Consider the following 18,613-nt stretch of genomic DNA (forward strand, 5'->3'; position numbering starts at 1 on the left):
ATATGCAGGATTTTGAAACGGAATTCGAGGATTTGATGGACGAAGCTTACGACTTGCCCAACGGCGCGGCGAAAATCGCGCTGCTGGAGCGGGCCGCCGAGATCGCCGATCTGGCGGGCGACGTGGCATCGGGTTACGAAGCGCGCGAGGCGATCGTGGAGGCGGGCAGCTTCGGCGGCTTTCCGCTCAAAGCGATCGTCGCCTATTCCTGGCAGCTCGGCCAGTACGACCGAAACCCCGAAGCTTTCGACGCCCGCACGCTGCATTGGAATTACAAATGGGTCATCGACGACGTGCCGTCTTTCCCCGACGTGCCGGCCGAACAGATCGATTCGCTGCTGGAGGATCTGCGCCGACGTTACCGGGCTTACGGGGTCAGCGACCGGACGTATTGGTACTATCGTTTCCGCCTCTCGATGTACATGGGAGAGCTGGAACGGGCCGGCGAATGCCTCAAAGAATTCCGCAAGCTGAAAAAAGACGGCATGAGCGACTGTTCGGCCTGCGAGCTGGACGAGCAGGTCAAGTATTTGCTGCTGACAAGGCAGGACGAACAGGCCGTCAAAAAAGCCGCGCCGATTATCCAGGATCGTCAGCGCTGCGCGCACGTGCCCCACTCCACGCTTCCGTTCCTGCTGCTCCCTCTGCACCGTTTGGGACGCACGGAAGAAGCCGAGGAAATGCAGCCCAAAAGCTATAAGCTGATTCGCGACAATCTGACGTTCGCGCACGAATTCGGCGAGCACATCGGCTATCTGTCGGTCGTCGATCCGCAGCGCGGTCTTCCGCTGCTGGACCGTCACCTGCCCCAGCTCGAGTCGCACGAAGATCCGCTGAACCGCATGATGTTTTTCCTGAACGCCGCCGCGCTGCTGCGCAAGCTGGACCGCATCGGCGAGCCGTATGTGCTGAATCTGCCGCCTTCCTCCCGTTTTTACGAGCTGGCGGACCGGCATGACGAACTGCGCGCCCGGTTGGAGGAAGAAGCGTTTGCGACGGCTGCCGCTCTCGACCGGCGCAACGGCAACGATTATTACGTGAATTTCGGACAGGAATTGTTAAAGGAGCGGGGCTGAATGCCCCGCTCCTTTTCCTTTTGCCCTTCGCCGCCCTATTTCACTTCGATGCCGAGAATCTCGTCATGCTCCTCCAGCAGCGGAATGATCTGTTCGGCCGTCATCCCCTTGGGCATTCGGACCACCATGTCCAGCATCAGCTGGCGCTTCTCCTCCTCTTTCCCCGCTGCCTTGAAGTTGATGAGGACCATATCGCGCTCTTCCAGCAGCCTTTTAAAACGTTCGGACGCCCCCTGTTCCTGACGCACCGTTACGACCAATCGATGCGTCGAAGCGACCAGCCGGCCTTTGAAGTTGCCGTGCATGATGATCTGAGTCAAATAGATCATTAACGTTGCGGCAATGCCCAGAATGTAGAGCCCAGCCCCCATCGCCATGCCTATGCCGGCCGTCGCCCACATGCCCGCCGCCGTCGTTAAGCCGTTGACCGTGTATTTGCGCATGAAGATCATCCCCGCCCCGAGAAATCCGATGCCGCTGACGATCTCGGAAGCGACCTTCGTGGGATCGATCTGCACCCCGTCGCGGCCTTCCAGGTCCATAAATCCGTATTTGGAAATGATCATGATCAGCGCCGCGCCTACCGCCACGATAAAATGCGTCCGCGTGCCGGCTTCCTTGCTTCTGCTTTTCCGCTCATATCCGATCAAGGCTCCGCACATTCCCGCGATCAGAACCCGGAGAAGATGCTCCAATTCCAGCGGCAGATCGATCATGTCGAAATACCCCATACTCCCAGCTCCTTTGTTCCGTTGAAAACGGATGCGGTTTATCGGCCTTATGCCTGCTATTTTTTACCCTATTTTTACATAATCACGCTCTTATTTTTACATTCGTCGCAATATTCGTTTCGCGGTCCGCGTTTGAAGGGCGTTAACGCCTTGCCTAGGAGGGATTGTTCATCACGAACCGCTCACCCGCGCCCAGAGGGCGGAGATCCCGTACAGGGCTGCGTGCCTGTGCCGAACAAATAGCTGCGTATAAGCAGTTATTTCCCCGCGGCTCGTTCGTTTTTTATAAATAACTGCGTAAGAGCAGCTATTTCAATAAAAGCTTCGAAAAAAGGCGGCTTAACGAACAAATAGCTGCTCTCCCGCATTTATTTTCTTAAAAGGAGCGTTTTCGGGCAAGATAAGTGCTTATTCGCAGCTATTCGTGAAAACGGAAGTCTTCTGTATCGAGGGGAACGAGGGAGACGAAGACGGTCGAGAAACCTGCGGTTTTTACCCGTCGGACCCGGTCATCCGCGACCTGCCGGCGATCTGCCGGCGGCCTGCGGCCGACCTGCCCGGCCGCGCGGCAGGCGCGCAGCCGGGCAGGAACTGCCTTAAGCCGCCCGTCATGCTGCGAAGGGCGGCTTAAGGCAGCCTACGGCTGAATGCCGCATACGAAAAAGAGGGGGACCCGAAATTTCGGGTCCCCCTCTTTCTAATAAAAGCCGCATGCCGAAGGATGTCCGGCAGAGCCCTGTTTAGTTTTTCGCGATCAGCACGATCCGCGAGACTTTCTCGTCCGTCAGCTTGACGCCCTTCGTTCCGGTCTCGTTCATCCGGTACAACCGTCCGCCGTCGGCCGCGTTCACGTAGAAGATGCCGGCCACGTCGTCTTCGTACTGGCACAGATCCCATTCGACGCCGACCATTTTTTTCAGCGTAAGCTTGGCCGGATCGAGCACGTAAGCGCCGCTCCCCGCAAACAGCACCGTCGAGCGCACAGCGCCCTGATTCGTCAGGTTGCGCACGTAGCCGACGCCGCTCAAGGACAGCTTTTTCGTCTTCGTGACTTTCCCGTTCGCCAGCGTTGCCACATAGGCGCTGCCTTTGGCATCGTTGAACGCCAGGCTGCTGCTGCCCACGTTGGCGATTTCGTACACGCCCGTGCCGTGCAGCTTGGTCGTTTTGCCTGTCGTGCCGCTGATAACGTATCCGACTCCCGTGGAGTAGTCGGAGCGTCCGTCGGAGCCGGGGCGAATGCCTTTGTTGAAGACATAGTATCCGTTGGCCCAGCCTCCCGAATTTACCGCATTGGCGTCAAGCGGCGACTTGGCGTTCAATGCTTTGGCCGCGCCGCCTTTTTTCGGAAGCGAATAGAGCACCATGCAATCGGTGGAATACCGCGTTTCTTTCGGGTTCGTGTTGACCATCAGATACAGACGGCTGCTGTCCGTATGGGCATAATAAGCATTGTCCAGCGTCCCCTTGGCAACCCACTGCACCGATCCGCTTCCGTCCGTTTTTTTGGAAGCGACCCAGGTGGTCCGGCCGTCCTTCAGAGCATTGAAGTAAATGCGGTCGCCGACGATTTTGAACGCCGGGAATTTCGGATCGGCCATATCGGTAAGCTTGACGCCGTCGGTCAGCTGTGCGGCATCCGCCGGCGTGGCGTAGAGAACGCCGTAATCGTCCATGGCGTAGACCGTATCGCCTGCCGTATCGAAATGCACGATGCGTTTGCTTTTGCCGAAGTCGGCGGCTTTGGCGCCCGAATCGGTCAGCGACAGACGCAGCAGCGTCGTCGAATTTTCGTCGTACATATAATACATGTAGCCGCCGGCCGGCTTCAGTTCGATGCCGTCGAAGTTCCGGCGCAGACGCTGGGAAGCTCCGCCTTCCGTATTTACGCGATACAAATCGCCGTTCGATACATAATAAATATCCGCCTTCTGCGCCGCTGCCGCTTCCGCGGAAGGAGCCGCCGAAGCTGCCGCCCCGGCCGTAATCAGCACGGCCGCCGCAGCCGAAACCGCCAGGCGTTTCGTCCATTTCCATCCGATTGTCATCTTTTTTCCCTCTTTCGTCCGTTGTCCGTATGTACAATCAGGCGGCAGCCGAAGCTGGTTTCCGGCCCGATCCATCCTACTCGCTTGCTTAGGCAAGCTTTACCAGACTACCACGCTGAAACGAAAAAATAACAGGAAATGGTTGGGATTTTATAAAAATCGTTCTGCGGAACCGACTGCTCCGCCGCTTTGATTCCTTTCCGGGTCTTTAGGCGGAGAGCCTTCTCATAAAGCGCAGGCGCAAACACGACAAAAAGACCGGCTTTTAGGCCGATCTTCCGCTGCCGGAACGCTCCGGCGCTCCCGCTTAATTGTCGTCGTCATCGTCGTCATTATCATTGTCCACATGACTTTCCAGCACCCTGCCGGTGTTCGCATCCACTGTCACGTCCGCTTCACCGTTCGCGGTCCGAATTTCGATCTCGTACACATAGCGGCCGTCTTCCCGATCCAGATCGCTGTCGGTTACCTTTCCTCCTCCGACATGTTTGACCGCGATGGCGCCTGCTTGAGCCGCCGTAACCTTCACCTTCGAAGAGGCCGTTCCGGAAGTCGACTTGTCGCTGCCGCGGTCGTCGGAATCTTCGGAGTCGTCATCGCTTACCACTTTGAGAATCGAGCCGGTATACGCGTCTACCCAAACGTCGACGTCTCCGGACTGACGGTCGATATCCACTTCATAATATGCTTTTCCGTTTCTTGTCTTCAGTTCGATATCGTCGACTTTGCCCTTTTGAGCCTTGAGCGCGATCTGCTTGGCCTGGGCTTTCGAAATCATCGTTTTCGAAGCCGCGGACGCCGATGCGTTTACCGCCGCGGGCGAGGACGATGCGCCGGAAGAGCCAGTCGTTCCCGCTCCGCTTGCCAGCGCTGCCGTTCCTCCGAGCGTTAAAGCCGCCGCCACCGCTCCGATCATCACTTTGCGTTTTACCATATTGAATTTCCTCCTCGTTTTCTCTCGTCTGTGGATTGCAGGGTCTTGCTCCGTTCCCTGCCGCATTTTTAGATTAACCTTCTTGTCTGAGAGGCAGAAGAGAGCTCCATTAGAATTCCATGAGAAAAAAAGAAGCCTGCTCTCGGGAACGCAGCTTCCCGGAGCGGACCCACTTCGAAGCCGCGGCGCCCGCTTGGCGGGCTTACGTATTTTCGTCTTCGCCGTCTTCGTCGCCGCTGCCGTCATCGTCGTCGCTGTCATCATCGTCGTCGCTGCGGTCGTCCGAACCGTTCGTTCCTTTTTTCGGCGGCTGCGGGGCAGCGTCTTCTTCGTCCCAGGTGATCGTCCGCATGGCGCCGGATACGGCATTGATCTGCACTTCCGCTTTGCGGCCGTTCTTCAGCTCGACGTCGACCAAATAATACGCTTGGCCGTCTTCTTGGCTTCTCAGCTCCGCGTCGCTGTCTTCCACGGCGCCGATCTCCGCTCCTAACGCCGCGGCAGCGGCCGCCTTCGCCTGGTCCTCGGTCAGCAGGCGGGAAGGGACGGACGGCCGCGGTTCTCCCGCGGACTGGCCGGGGCTCCCTTCCTTCCCTTTGTCCGTGCTATCGGCAGTTCCTTCGGAAGGCGGACGGGTATCGTCCGGCGAGGACGGCGCGATCGCCCGATCCGTCACCGTTTCTCCGCTGTAAGCGTCGATTTCCAGCCTGCGCCGTTCCCCCGAAGCCTTGCTCAATTCCGCCACGTACAAGCTTCGCGTTCCCTCATCGCCGGTCTCCAATTCAAGGCTGTCCACGCGAACCCCGGTCTGTTCCTCGAGCCGCGTCTTGATCGTCTCGCGGCTGACGATTTTCGGCGGCTCGGCCGGCGCCGCCTCCAGTCGGCGGATCGATTCGACGCGTCCGTCCGCAGCCGACAGCTGAACCGCATACAGTCCCGCTTCCGTCCGCAGCCGCATTTCGTACAGGTCTCCGGCGCGGCGGGCGGACTCGATGCTGCCCGCGTACAGCTTCAACAGTTTGCTTTCCGCTTCCGCTTGAGTCATTGAAGGATCTGCCGCATTCCACGGGCTCCAGACAAGCAGTCCGGCGGACGCGGCGGCGATCAACAAGGCCGCTGCCGGCCATGCCGCCCTACGTTTCATGTCGACCCCCTCCTTCTCCTGCTCTCCGGGACAGCCGTTCCCCCGTCGGTTTCTCCCTTGCGCGCTCTTCCCGGGGGAAAATCAATGTCACGGTCGTTCCCTTATCGACCTCGCTCTCGATACCGATGCGGATGTCCAGCGCCTGCGCCAGATCCCGCGCCAGCGAGAGCCCCAGTCCCGCCCCCCCCGCGCCCGGACTGCGAACCCGGGAGGAATCGACCCGATAAAAACGGTCGAACACTTTCGGCAGCTCGCTTTCCGGAATGCCGATTCCCCGGTCGGTCACCTTAAGGACAGCCGCTCCGCCGGGTCCATCCCCGGAAGCCGACACGGTAATCCGTCCCTCGCTGTATTTTCGCGCGTTGTCCAGCAGAATGAAGAGCAGCTGGCGGACTTTGGCCGCATCCGTCCAGACGGGAACGCTGCCCGGCGCATCCACCTCGATCTCCCTGCCGTAAGCCCGGATAAATGCGCGAGCGGACTCGGCGGCCGACCGAGCCAGATCGAGATCGCCGAATTCCAGGCTGTCCGCTTCCGGACTTCTCGCAAGCTGAAGCAGCCGCTCCGTCAGCTCTCGCATGCGTACCGATTCCGACAGAATCGCGTCGACCGCTTCGTCGAACACTTCCGGCCGCTGCTTGCCCCGCCTCTTCAGCAGGCTGGCATAACTCTCGATAATCGTAAGCGGCGTCTTCAATTCGTGCGAAGCGTCCGACACGAAGCGCTCCTGCCTGGCAAAGTTGGCTTCCAGCAGCAGAATCATCTCGTTGAAAGTCCGGCCCATTTCCGCCAGCTCGTCGCCGGGCTTCTGCCCCGTCTCGATCTGCTGAAAACGGCCGCTGCGCCGGATATCGCCCATAGTGCCCGTGAGCGCCGCGATCGGCTTCACGATCCGGTTCGCCAGCACGGTGCTGGCGAGCACGGCCGGAACCATAGCCAGCAGCGCCACGATGACCAGTACCGTCTTAAGGACATTGAGACGGCTTTCCAGATCGGCGATGCTCCGGCTGATCTGCATGCTGATTACTTCGCCGTCCGGCCAGATGATCGGCACGGAGACGCGGATATATCCGTCGCCTCCGCTGCCCAGTCTCTCTTCCGCATGCGCTGACGTATAAGCGTACTTTTCGCGGCTCAATCGTTCGCTCAGCCCGGCATCCTCGCTGGCCGTAACCGGACGCGCGAGGCTGCTGCCGTCGGGCTTGACGAGACGCAGCATGCCGTCCGCCGGCGCATAGGCGCGGAGCAAATCGTCCGGCGCGGTCTGCGCCGCGGACGCGCTGATCCGCTCGGCGGTCAGTTCCGCTTCCGTCTCGAAACGGCGGCTTTCGGCTTCCAGCGACATTTTCTCGAACAGCAAATAGATCGAGATGCAGGCGGCTGCCAGCAGCACGGCGAACAGCACCGACGAATACAAATATATTTTGTGCTTAAGCCGCATCTCAGGAAGACTCCTTCAGCACGTACCCCACTCCCCGGACCGTATGAATCAGTTCGGGCATCCCGGCTTCGTCGATTTTTTTGCGCACGTAACGGATATAGACGTCGACCACATTGGTATCGCCGGCATAGTCGTAACCCCACACTTCGCGGATCATCTGCTCCCGGCTCAGCACCTGGCGCTGATTGCGCAGCAGATATACGAGCAGGTCGAACTCCCTCGGCGTCAGCTCGATCCGGCGTTCGCCCCGGTATACTTCCCGCGTCTGCTCGTTCAACCGCAAATTGCCCGCCGTCAGCATTGCCTCGGGCGGAGCCCCGATCTCTTCGCGCCGCGCCGCGACCGCCGCTCTCGCTCTCAGCGCCGAGCGGATGCGCGCCAGCAGTTCTTCGATTTGAAACGGCTTGGTTACGTAATCGGTCGCTCCGAGATCCAGGCCCGAGACCTTGTCTTCGACCGAATCCTTTGCGGTAAGCAAGATGACGGGCGTCAGCGGATCGGCCGCCCGAATCCGGCGCAGCACCTCGATGCCGCTGAGTCCCGGCAGCATCACGTCGAGCAATATCAGGTCCCAGCCTCCTTCCCTGTATCGATCCAACCCGTCCGTGCCCGAAGCGGCCCGTCCTGTCCGATAACCTTCATATCCCAGCTCAAGCTCCAACAGCCGGGCGATTTTGTCTTCGTCTTCGATAATCAAGATCTTTCCGGTCACGGCTGCCCCTCCTTTTCCTGTTCCATATTTTAAGCGAAACCGGGCAAGACCGCCAGACATACCGTCAGAGTTCCGAGCCGACGTCTTCGAAGCAGTTCGCACGCTGACGAAGGACCCCTTCCTCTCTTTTCCTTGGAACGGGTTTCCTGGGACTTTAGAGGCGTTTTCCGATCAATTGCAGACTGACAGTTTACACCTAATGTTACGTTTACTTATACTTAAGAGATATCGTCCGTTTCCATTCAACCGCTTTCAAAAGGAGGGATTTTCATGCAGCAAAAAATCAGGATCGGCATTGTCGGTTACGGCAATCTGGGCCGCGGCGTACGAGAAGCGATCTCGCAAAATCCGGACATGGAACTGGTGGCGGTATTCAGCCGGCGCGACCCCAAATCGCTCGAGCAGCGGGGAGAATCGGTCCGTTTCGTACATATGGCGGATGCGGAACGCTTCCGCGAGGACATCGACGTCATGATTTTGTGCGGAGGGTCCGCTACGGACCTGCCGGAACAAACGCCTCAGCTCGCATCGCTGTTCCATACGGTAGACAGCTTCGACACGCATGCCAAGATCCCCGAGTTTTACGATAAGGTCAACACCGCCGCCCTGCTGGGCGGACGGCTCAGCGTCATCTCGACCGGTTGGGATCCCGGCTTATTTTCCATGAACCGTCTGCTCGCGGAATCGATTCTGCCCGAAGGCAAAGAATACACGTTCTGGGGAAAAGGCGTAAGCCAGGGCCATTCGGACGCGATTCGCCGCATTCCGGGCGTGCGGGCCGGCGTTCAGTATACCGTTCCGGTCCAGGCGGCCATCGACTCGATCCGTTCGGGCGAAACGCCGGAGTTGAAGACGCGCGACAAGCATGTGCGCGACTGCTATGTCGTTGCGGAAGAAGGCGCCGACGAGAACGCGATCCGAGAAGCCGTCGTCTCCATGCCGAATTATTTTGCCGATTACGATACGAGCGTCACCTTTATCACGATGGAAGAACTGCAGCGCGAGCATTCCGGCATGCCGCACGGCGGCTTCGTGATCCGAAGCGGCGTGACCGGGAGCGGAACGAAACAGCGCATCGAATTCGGACTTGAGCTGGAGAGCAACCCTGAATTTACGGCCAGCGTGCTGGTCGCCTACGCGCGTGCCGCTTTCCGCCTGGCCGCCGAAGGCCAGGTCGGCGCCCGCACGGTATTCGATATCCCGCTGGGGCATCTATCGCCGAAGTCGCCCGAGGAACTGCGAAAAGAACTGCTGTAACTCCCTGTGCTCTTCCCGTAACCGCGGCAGGCGCCAACATCGCCGGCTTCCTGAAAGCGGCGGACGCCGTGAGCGCGCAGGGCGTCGTGCGATTCGAACGGCGCTCCCGGGCTCCGGCCCGCTGGCAGCGCAAAAAAAAGCACGGAGACCGGAAATGCCGGCACCGTGCTTTTTTGCGCTGTCGATCTTGCGCTTGAGGTTCGTCGTTCGGCCTCCTGGCCGCGGGGCTTGGCGCCCTCCGCCTTCATGGCCCGATCCTCCCGCTTTGTCCGCGTCGGCAGCGCCCGAGCTGCCGACCGGCGGGTCAGATCCGCATCGTATCGGGACGGAAATGTTTGATCGACGACCGGATTCGCTTGGCATCCCAATTCTCTTCGGCCGCCCGGGCGCAGAGTGCCGGAAATTCTTTGTCGCCGGCGTTGCGCAGCGCAATGATCTGGGCAACGCTGAGACGGCGGTCCAGCTCGCGTCCCGTCAAGCGGTAATAGCGGAAATTCTCCTCGATCCGCACGATGCGGTCCTGAGTCTTGGTCGCATAAACCCGCATGCGAAGCGCGACCAGCAGCAGGCCCAGCGCAAGGCCGACCAGGATCCAGGCGGGCAAAGCCCGCGCATCCTGCCGCAGTTCATGAACCAAGTTAACGATCGAAGCGATCAGCAGGATCAAGGCAAGCGGAAGCGCAACGAAATGGTGCGGCCAATCGAAGCGCAGACTGAATTTTTTCGGTTGTTCCATGTCTTCCCCTCTTTTCTCCGATGCTTACCGGCCGTGTCGGGTTTCCCGGCCGCTAAGTTCTATTACACGCTCCGCGCGTTTTGCAACCATGCGAGTATCGGGAAGTCGGCAAGGGAGGTCGATCGGCCGTCATTTTGCCGGGCTTCAACGGCCTGACGGTTGATCGGGAAAAGCGGCGCCGCGCCGGTATTGATTCGGCGACACGCCCATTACTTTTTTGAAAGCGGTGCTGAAGTAGTGCTGGCTGTCGTATCCGCTCTGCTCCGCGATCTCGTAAATCGGCAAGTCGGTCGTGTTCAGCAGCTCGATCGCCTTGCGAATCCGCGCGTGGGTCACGAGCGCCACGAAGGAATCGCCCAATTCCTTCTTCAGCACGCGGCTCAAATAAACGGGCGAAACCTGCAGGTCCCTCGCGAACGATTCCAGCGTCAGATCGGGGTCGCCGTAATAGTCGCGAATGTACTCTCTGGCCCGGCGCACGAGCGGCGACAGCTGGGCGTCTTTGTAGACGGCTTCCCGGCAGCGCTTATAGACGTTCGGCAGGGATTCCGTGCCGGACGTCACCGACTCGATATGGGCCTGCACCGTAATCTTGAGGAATCGCCGCACGCTGCGTTCGATATGCGCGGCGATCTCCGCTTCCGCCGCGTCCCACAAAAACAGCAGCAAAAGGCCGCCTGAGTCTCGAATCAGCATATGGCGGCGCTCCCCGGCCAGCTCGGACACGATATTTTCCGCCGCGAACAGATACAGCTGCCGGTCGCTCTCCCGCATGACCGGCTGAGCGGCTTCCGGTTCGGGCCAGCGGATCACGCACAGCTGAACCGGACTCGCCGCGGGCAGCCCGAGAAATTTCAGCCTTTCTTCGATCTCTTCCCCGTTCAGCAGCCCTTCCGCCCACTCTTGGCCGAACCGGGCTTTGAGCAGGGGGATATTGCGCCGGATTTGCTCGGACGCAAGCTTCAGGTACCCGGCCTGTTTGGCTTCGCTGTCCAGGCTTTCCTTAACCCGAAGCACGACCCCGCGCAGCAGCTCCGGGTTGACCGGCTTGAGAATATAATCTTCGACGCCGAGCCGAATGCCTTCGCGCGCGTAGTCGAACTCGTCGTGTCCGGTAATGATGACGAACCGGCAGTCCGGCAGCCGCTCCCGCAGCTTCCGCATCACGGAGATGCCGTTCAGGAACGGCATGTTCATGTCCACCAGAACCAGATGGACCCGCAGGCTCAGCGCAAGCTCCAGCGCCTCCTCCCCGTCTTCGGCCTCGCCGGCCACTTCCATGCCCAGCTCCTCCCAATTCACCGCTTCCCGCAGTCCTTCGCGGATAATCGGTTCGTCGTCCGCGATCAGGACCCGATACGGCTCTTCTCTCATGCTTCTTCCTCCTCCTCGGTTCGGAACGCGGGAGGCTCGGTCAGCAGCGGATGGCGAACCGCCGCCCGCGTACCTTCGCCCTCCGCGCTCTCGACATGAATGCCGTACTCTTCGCCGAAAGCGAGCTTCAATCGGGACTGCACGTTCAGCAGACCGTAACTCCGCCCGTTTCTTTCCCGTTCCGACGCCTGGCGTTCGATCGCTTCCAGCGGATTCCTCAGCTTCTCCCGAAGCTCCTCCAGACGCTGCGGCTCCATGCCCGCGCCGTCGTCGGTCACCTCCAGCAGCAGGTCTTCGCCTCGGACGGCAACCCGAATGCCGATGGTTCCCGGACCGCGGCGCGCTTTGATTCCGTGATAGATGGCGTTCTCCACCAGCGGCTGCAGCAGCAGCTTGAGCACGAAGTATTCGCGCGCTTCGGGAGGGGCTTGGATATCCACGGTCAAACGTCCCTTATATCTCGTCTGCTGAATCAGCACGTAGCTGCGGATATGTTCCAGCTCGTCGGCCAGCGGGATGACGTCGCCGCCTTTGCTGAGGCCGATGCGGAACAGCTTCGACAGCGACTCCACCATTTCCGAGACTTCGTCCGCGCCCTTTTTGCGTGCCATCCAGTGGATCGTATCGAGCGTATTATACAGAAAATGCGGCTTGATGTTGTCCTGCAGGCTTCTCAGTTCCGCTTCCCTCTTCTGCCGTTCCTTCCGTTCGTTCAGCCGGATCAGCCGCCGCAGTTCGACCAGCATATGGTTGAAGCTGCGTCCGAGCATGCCGATCTCGTCGCGGCGAACCGTCCCGTAGCGGACCGACAGATCCCCCGACTCCGCCTTCCCCATGGCATCCATCAACTGGCTGATCGGATCGGAAATGGAGCGCGACAGACCGGTGAGCCCCAGCATGCAGACGAGGAACAGGAAGCAGATCACGTAAAAATGAATCTGTCCCACTTCGAACAGCGATTCCCGCGTCAAAAACACGCCCACCGTACGCCAGCCGGTAAACGAGGAATCCGCGTAAATCAGCTGCAGCTCCCTTCCGTCGATCCGGCGCGTACCCGCCCCGCTCGGCCCGTCCGCGAACCATTCGGACGGCAGGCGGCCCACGTAAGGTTCGTCCGGCGCGTAAATTTGTCCGCCGTCCCGGTCCACTACCGTCAAGTAACCGGTCCGCCCCAGCTTGACGTCTCTTGCCGCCTTGGAGATCGTCCACAGCTTCAAGTCGATGAGCACCGCGCCGATCGCCTGCTCGGTATCGGGGTCGACGACCGCCCGTACGACCGTCACCACCTCGTCGTCCCGGTAATTGACGTGCGAGGTCAAGTTGCGGCCCGAAGGCTGGCCCAGAATCGTAAACAGCCCTTCGGCGGCCACCGCTCTCCTGTACCAGTTCTCCCCGGTCAGGCTTTCCGGCGTGCGCGCGTACAGCTCGTTGCTGACGTAGTCCCCGTCCGCTCCCACCACGAGCAATCCCGCGATTTCCGGATACAGCGTCGTATAGCGCTGAAGATACTGCTTCAACCGGTAGAGGTCCTCGTCCGACGTCTCGGTACCGGACATAAACGCGCGTACCCGGTCGTCGAAGCCGATCAGGTACGTCATGTTTTGCAAATTTTCCATATCGCTGTCCAGCGTCTGGTTGACTTTGCCGATCAGCTGCAGCGTATGTTCGATCGCCTGGCGCTCCAGCACCCGGCTCACCGTCCAGTTCACCAGATATCCGAGTCCGATCGAAGGCAGCAGGCTGATCAGCAGAAACAGAATCATCAGCTGATAGCGCAGTCTCAGATCGTACAGCTTCGGTTTTTTGATTTTTTTGAGCTTTTGCCAAGCGGAGGTTCCCGCCGGCGCTCTTCGCTCATTTCGCATAATAATCGTCCACGTTCTCCGGCGTCACGACCGATATGCCCGTATCGACTCCGACCGGCAGCGGCGACACGTCGCCGGATGCGGCGGGCGAAGGAATCGTGAGATCGTGATGCAGATGGAACAAATATTGAAGCGACCAGTAGCCCATATTCCACGTGCCCTGCGCGATCGCGGCCGAGATGCTCCCTTCGCGGATCATGTCCAGCGTATCCTTGTCGGTGTCGAACGCGATCACCCGCAGCTTTTCCTCGCGCTTCAGTTCCTTGGCCGCTTCGCCCGCTCCCTTGCCGCCGGCCGCTTCGGTCACGAATACGCCGGCCAGGTCCGGATATCGCTTCAGCAGCGATTTCGTCAGTTCTTTGGCCGCCATGGCATCGCCTTTATCGTCTTCCACGGCCACTACTTTGATGTCCGGATGCCTTTTTTCGATCGTATCCCGGAATCCCCGCGTCCGTTCGTCGTGATTCTGTTGGGAAGGCAGCGTAATGACCGCCACTTTGCCCTGACCGCCGAGAAGTTCCGCCATCTGGTCAGCCGCCGTGGCGCCCGCCGCATAATTGTCCGTTCCCAGAAACGAATAAGCTTTGCTTCCCGGCGCGCCGGAGTCGAACACGACGACAGGGATGCCGGCGTCCACCGCCTTGTCGATCACGCCCGTCAGCGAACTGGGGTCGATGGCGGAAATCGCGATGCCGGCCGGCTTTTTGGCGATGATCTGCTCCAGCACCGTAATTTGTTCCCGCGCGTCGTATTGGGTGGCGCCCCGGTATTCGATCGAAACGTTCAGCGCTTCGGCGGCATCCTCGAAGCCTTTGAGACAGCTTTTCCAATATTCGATACCCGATAAAAAAGTGACCATGACATAATTTTCGCCGAGTTCGCCTCTCAGTTCTTCCGAGCGGAACGATCCTTCGCCCGCCGAGTTGACGTACGCGTGCCGGGCCGCGTAAGCCAGGAAGGCCGCGATCAGCAGCATATAGAGCAGAGCCGTTTTTTTCACGGGACGCTTCCTCCTTCGTTCGTGTACGCGGCTTGCGCCGCCGAAAAGTCCGGCCGCCGGATTCGGATCCGTCGGCCGCCCCTTTTGATTCTATCCAATTGCGGGCGTGAAAAAAAGCGCTTTCCCTTCGGACGCGGCAAAGCCGTACCCGCGCCGCGGCGTCAGCCGCCCGGCAGGTACGGCCGATGCCGCGCAAGAGAAGTTCAGCCGCTTAGGCGACTCTCTTGTTTTTGTTGTAAATGTCGAATGCCACCGCGAGCAGCAGAACCAGGCCTTTGATGCCCTGCTGCCAGTCGATGCCCAGGCCGATCAGCGACATGCCGTTGTTCAGCACGCCCATGACCAGGCCGCCGATGATGGCGCCGAACACCGTTCCGATACCGCCCGATGCCGACGCGCCTCCGATGAAGCAGGCCGCGATCGCGTCCAGCTCGAAGTTCGTGCCCGCTCTCGGCGTCGCCGCGTTCAGACGGGCCGCGAAAATCAGGCCGCTGACCGCCGCGAGCATGCCCATGTTGACGAATACCCAGAACGTGACTTTCTTCGTTTTGACGCCGGACAGCCCCGCCGCCTTCTCGTTGCCGCCCAGCGCATAAATGTGGCGGCCCATGACCGTCTTGCTCATCATGAACGAATAAGCGAGAATCAGCACCAGCAGCAGCACGAGAATGTTAGGAATGCCCGCGTAGCTGGCCAGCATAAAGGTGAACAGGTTCAGCACCAGAGAGATCAGGACGAGCTTGGCGATAAACAATCCGGAAGAAGACACTTCGAAATTATATTTGAGCTGTTCGCGGCGTCCGCGCACTTCGCTCCAGATGTAGAGCACGGTGAAAGCGACCCCCGCCAGAATCGCCACCAGGTTGGTAGCCGTGTCGGCCAGATTCGGCACGAAGCCGGAGCTGATCTTCGTGAATCCGCCCGGGAACGGCGAGATCGACTGCCCTTCCAGCACGATCATCGTCAGGCCCCGGAACAGCAGCATCCCCGCCAGCGTTACGATAAAGGCCGGAATCTTGACGTAGGCGACCCAGAAACCCTGCCAGGCGCCGATCAGTCCGCCGATGACCAGCGAAGCGATAACCGCTACCCAGGCCGGCAGTCCCCAGTCAACCATCATGATCGCGGACATGGCGCCCACGAAGGCGGCGACCGAACCGACGGACAAATCGATATGCCCCGTAATGATGACGAGTACCATCCCGATCGCCAGTACGAGAATATAGCTGTTTTGCAAAATCAGGTTCGTGATATTGATCGGCTTGACGAGCAGGCCGCCCGTCAGCACGGTGAACAGAATCATGATGACGATCAGGGCGATAATCATGCCGTACTGCCGGACATTGCTTTTAAACAGTTTGGTGATCGCTTCCACGCTTAACCCCTCCAGTATTGGTCATGTATTTCATCAGCGTCTCCTGCGACGCGTTCGCCCGGTCCACTTCGCCGGTAATCCGGCCCGCGTTCATGACGTAAATGCGGTCGCTCAGTCCGATGACTTCCGGCAGCTCCGAAGAGATGACGAGCACCGCCTTGCCCTGCGCGGCAAGCTGATGAATGATCGTATAGATTTCGTATTTGGCGCCGACGTCGATGCCCCGGGTCGGCTCGTCCAGAATGAGGATGTCCGGTCCGGCGAAGATCCACTTGCCGAGCACCACTTTCTGCTGATTGCCGCCGCTCAAATTCCCCGTTTTTTGCAAAATGCTCGGCGCCTTGATATTCATCCGTTTGCGCATATCTTCGGCTACCAGAACTTCTTCGCGTTCGTTCACGACCGCGCGCTTCGTCAGCTTGCCGATGCCGGTCAGCGAGATATTGCGCTTGATGTCGTCCATCAGAATCAGCCCGTACTCTTTCCGGTCTTCCGTTACGTAGGCAAAGCCGTTGCCGATCGCCTGGTTGACGGAATCGTTCCGGATCTCCTGCCCGTCTTTGATCAATCTGCCGCTGATATTCCGTCCGTACGCTTTCCCGAAGATGCTCATCGCAAGTTCGGTCCGTCCGGCGCCCATCAGTCCCGCGATACCGACGATTTCCCCGTGTCGGAGCGTCAGATTGATGTTATCCAGCGCCTTACGGTCGGGATGATGCTCGTGGTAGACCGTCCAGTCCCGCACCTCGAGCGCCACGTCCCCGATCTGCGGCGTCCGTTCGGGAAACCGGTGCGTCATGTCCCGGCCGACCATGCCGCTGATAATCCGGTCCTCCGTAACTTGATCCGTCTTCATGTCCATCGTTTCGATCGTGTGGCCGTCGCGCAGAATCGTGATCGAATCCGACACTTTCGACACTTCGTTCAGCTTGTGGGAGATCAGGATGCAGGTCATGCCTTGACGCTTGAACTCCAGCATGAGCTGAAGCAGGTTTTCGCTGTCGTCTTCGTTCAGCGCCGCCGTCGGTTCGTCGAGAATCAGCAGCTTGACCTTTTTGGACAGCGCTTTGGCGATTTCCACCAGCTGCTGCTTGCCGACGCCGATGTTGCCGACGAGCGTATTCGGATTTTCGCTCAGCCCGACTTTTTTCAGCAGTTCGCCGGTGCGCACGGTCGTCTCGTTCCAGTCGATGACGCCTTTTTTCGAGCGTTCGTTGCCCAGAAAAATGTTTTCCGCGATCGACAGGTACGGAATCAGCGCAAGCTCCTGGTGAATAATGACGATGCCTTTTTCCTCGCTCTGCTTGATGTCCTTGAACTGGCACGTCTGCCCTTCGAACAAAATGTCGCCGTCGTAGCTTCCGTACGGATATACGCCGCTCAGCACCTTCATCAGCGTCGATTTGCCCGCGCCGTTCTCGCCGCAGAGCGAGTGGATCTCGCCTTTGCGCACCCGGATGTTCACGTCGTCCAGCGCTTTCACGCCGGGGAACGTCTTGACGATCCCTCGCATTTCCAGAATGTAATCCGACATGGCCGCGTTCCTCCGTTTCCTCTTATTTCAGTCCGATTTCTTCTTTTGTGTAATAATCCTGGTCCACGATCTCTTCCTGCACGTTCTGCTTGTCGACGGATACCGGATCGAGCAGGTAGGCCGGGACGACCATGACGCCGTTATTGTAAGATTTCGTGTCGTTGACTTCCGCTTTTTCGCCTTTCAGCACGCTCTCGACCATGGATACGGTCTGCTGCGCCAGCTTGCGGGTATCCTTGAATACCGTCTGCGTCTGTTCGTCCGCCACGATCGACTTGATCGAAGCAAGTTCCGCGTCCTGCCCGGTAATGACCGGAAGCGGCTTGGACGAAGAACCGTAGCCGATGCCTTTGAGCGAAGACAGGATGCCGATGCTGATGCCGTCGTACGGCGACAGGACCGCGTCCAGATGGTCGCCCGAATAATAAGCGCTCAGCAGGTTGTCCATCCGGGACTGAGCGAGCGATCCGTCCCAGCGCAGCGTGGCGATCTGGGCCATCGTCGTCTGTTTGCTGCGCACGACCAGCTTGCCCGAGTCGATGTAAGGCTGAAGAATCGACATCGCGCCGTCGTAGAAGAAGTACGCGTTGTTATCGTCAGGCGAGCCGCCGAACAGCTCGATGTTGAACGGTCCCTTGCCTTCTTCGAGTCCGAGCTTGTCCGCGATATAAGAAGCTTGAAGCACGCCGACTTTAAAGTTGTCGAACGTCGCATAATAGCTGATGTGCGGCGTATTGCGGATCAGGCGATCGTAAGCGATGACTTGGATGCCCCGATCGTGCGCCTTGCCGATCACGTCGGTCAGCGTGTTGCCGTCCACCGCCGCGATGACGATGACGTCGACGCCTTTGGTAATCATGTTCTCGATCTGCGAGATCTGGTTCTCCACCACGTCTTCCGCATACTGCAGATCGGTCTTATAGCCTTTTTCCTCGAACAGCCGCTGCATGTTGCTGCCGTCCGCTACCCAGCGCTCCGACGACTTGGTCGGCATCGACAGACCGATATAACCCTTCTCCGCGCTTCCCGCACTGCTCTCCGCCAGATTGCAGCCGGCCAGAACCGCCGTCATCACCAGCGCGAGCAGAAGCGCCGATATTCTTTTCATCACCGAGCTCCCTCCCGTAATTCTGTCTTTAGATAGCGCTTCCAATTTATCGGCGCCGTCTCGTTTCTTTACGCCTTTCAGCATAGCACCGCTTTTTCGGGGGGTCTTTATACGGAAGCGCACCTTTTTTATAAAAATTTAACTTTTGCGCGCGGGAACGACGAAAAAGCGCTCCCCGAAGGGAGCGCTCAACGTGTCGAGAAAATCTAGCGTAACTGGAAGCGAGAAGACGTAGAGAGAAATTCAGTGAAGGAGCGACAGCGTTCGCCTTTGAAATC

The 18,613-nt window shown here is 59.2% G+C and carries 15 protein-coding genes; 2 read left to right on the plus strand and 13 right to left on the minus strand.

Translation table 11 applies throughout. From position 1 onward, the window contains the following. The first annotated feature begins 2 nt into the window (after positions 1 to 2). A complete protein-coding gene (locus tag GYN08_RS20055) occupies positions 3 to 1,076 on the plus strand; it encodes a hypothetical protein (protein WP_166278250.1) in 1,074 nt (357 codons plus the stop codon). Positions 1,077 to 1,111: 35 nt separating this feature from the next. Here GYN08_RS20055 and GYN08_RS20060 read toward each other — a convergent pair whose 3' ends face one another. The 6 genes from GYN08_RS20060 to GYN08_RS20085 all read right to left on the minus strand — a co-directional run bounded on the left by GYN08_RS20060 (position 1,112) and on the right by GYN08_RS20085 (position 8,086). Beyond that, positions 1,112 to 1,807, minus strand: coding sequence for an MgtC/SapB family protein (locus GYN08_RS20060; RefSeq protein ID WP_206023849.1), 696 nt, complete (start codon positions 1,805 to 1,807; stop codon positions 1,112 to 1,114). A gap of 740 nt (positions 1,808 to 2,547) precedes the next feature. Then, positions 2,548 to 3,855 (minus strand): DUF5050 domain-containing protein, encoded by a 1,308-nt coding sequence (locus GYN08_RS20065; RefSeq protein WP_166278253.1) that lies wholly within the window; start codon positions 3,853 to 3,855, stop codon positions 2,548 to 2,550. 307 nt (positions 3,856 to 4,162) lie between these two features. Continuing rightward, positions 4,163 to 4,789 (minus strand): PepSY domain-containing protein, encoded by a 627-nt coding sequence (locus tag GYN08_RS20070; protein WP_166278256.1) that lies wholly within the window; start codon positions 4,787 to 4,789, stop codon positions 4,163 to 4,165. 202 nt (positions 4,790 to 4,991) lie between these two features. Beyond that, positions 4,992 to 5,933: a PepSY domain-containing protein gene (locus GYN08_RS20075; protein ID WP_166278259.1), complete on the minus strand. Its 942-nt coding sequence runs from the start codon at positions 5,931 to 5,933 to the stop codon at positions 4,992 to 4,994. Further along, positions 5,923 to 7,374, minus strand: coding sequence for a sensor histidine kinase (locus GYN08_RS20080; protein WP_166278262.1), 1,452 nt, complete (start codon positions 7,372 to 7,374; stop codon positions 5,923 to 5,925). Before GYN08_RS20080 ends, GYN08_RS20075 begins: the two co-directional genes overlap by 11 nt. A gap of 1 nt (position 7,375) precedes the next feature. Continuing rightward, positions 7,376 to 8,086, minus strand: coding sequence for a response regulator transcription factor (locus GYN08_RS20085; protein WP_166278265.1), 711 nt, complete (start codon positions 8,084 to 8,086; stop codon positions 7,376 to 7,378). Between the two features lie 270 nt (positions 8,087 to 8,356). Here GYN08_RS20085 and GYN08_RS20090 point away from each other — a divergent pair, with 270 nt between their 5' ends. Next, on the plus strand, positions 8,357 to 9,343 hold the full coding sequence (locus GYN08_RS20090) for a diaminopimelate dehydrogenase (RefSeq protein WP_166278268.1): 987 nt from the start codon (positions 8,357 to 8,359) through the stop codon (positions 9,341 to 9,343). Between the two features lie 304 nt (positions 9,344 to 9,647). Here the strand turns inward: GYN08_RS20090 and GYN08_RS20095 are convergent, their stop codons facing one another. The 7 genes from GYN08_RS20095 to chvE form a co-directional block, all read right to left on the minus strand. After that, the gene (locus tag GYN08_RS20095; protein WP_166278270.1) at positions 9,648 to 10,079 is read right to left on the minus strand and encodes a DUF6526 family protein; all 432 of its coding nucleotides are present in this window, start codon (positions 10,077 to 10,079) and stop codon (positions 9,648 to 9,650) included. A 144-nt stretch (positions 10,080 to 10,223) separates the two neighbouring features. Continuing rightward, a complete protein-coding gene (locus GYN08_RS20100) occupies positions 10,224 to 11,453 on the minus strand; it encodes a response regulator transcription factor (protein WP_166278273.1) in 1,230 nt (409 codons plus the stop codon). Beyond that, positions 11,450 to 13,318, minus strand: coding sequence for a cache domain-containing sensor histidine kinase (locus GYN08_RS20105; RefSeq protein WP_166278276.1), 1,869 nt, complete (start codon positions 13,316 to 13,318; stop codon positions 11,450 to 11,452). Before GYN08_RS20105 ends, GYN08_RS20100 begins: the two co-directional genes overlap by 4 nt. Continuing rightward, positions 13,308 to 14,318: a substrate-binding domain-containing protein gene (locus tag GYN08_RS20110; protein ID WP_166278279.1), complete on the minus strand. Its 1,011-nt coding sequence runs from the start codon at positions 14,316 to 14,318 to the stop codon at positions 13,308 to 13,310. Before GYN08_RS20110 ends, GYN08_RS20105 begins: the two co-directional genes overlap by 11 nt. 211 nt (positions 14,319 to 14,529) lie before the next feature. Continuing rightward, positions 14,530 to 15,693, minus strand: coding sequence for a multiple monosaccharide ABC transporter permease (gene mmsB / locus GYN08_RS20115; protein WP_166278282.1), 1,164 nt, complete (start codon positions 15,691 to 15,693; stop codon positions 14,530 to 14,532). Beyond that, on the minus strand, positions 15,668 to 17,227 hold the full coding sequence (gene mmsA / locus GYN08_RS20120) for a multiple monosaccharide ABC transporter ATP-binding protein (RefSeq protein ID WP_166278285.1): 1,560 nt from the start codon (positions 17,225 to 17,227) through the stop codon (positions 15,668 to 15,670). The genes mmsB and mmsA overlap by 26 nt, the downstream gene beginning before the upstream one ends. 22 nt (positions 17,228 to 17,249) lie before the next feature. Further along, positions 17,250 to 18,335, minus strand: a complete 1,086-nt coding sequence (gene chvE, locus GYN08_RS20125) for a multiple monosaccharide ABC transporter substrate-binding protein (RefSeq protein WP_166278404.1) — start codon at positions 18,333 to 18,335, stop codon at positions 17,250 to 17,252. Positions 18,336 to 18,613 lie beyond the last annotated feature (278 nt).

The sequence above is a fragment of the Saccharibacillus alkalitolerans genome (genome assembly GCF_011090185.1).
GTDB lineage: Bacteria > Bacillota > Bacilli > Paenibacillales > Paenibacillaceae > Saccharibacillus > Saccharibacillus alkalitolerans.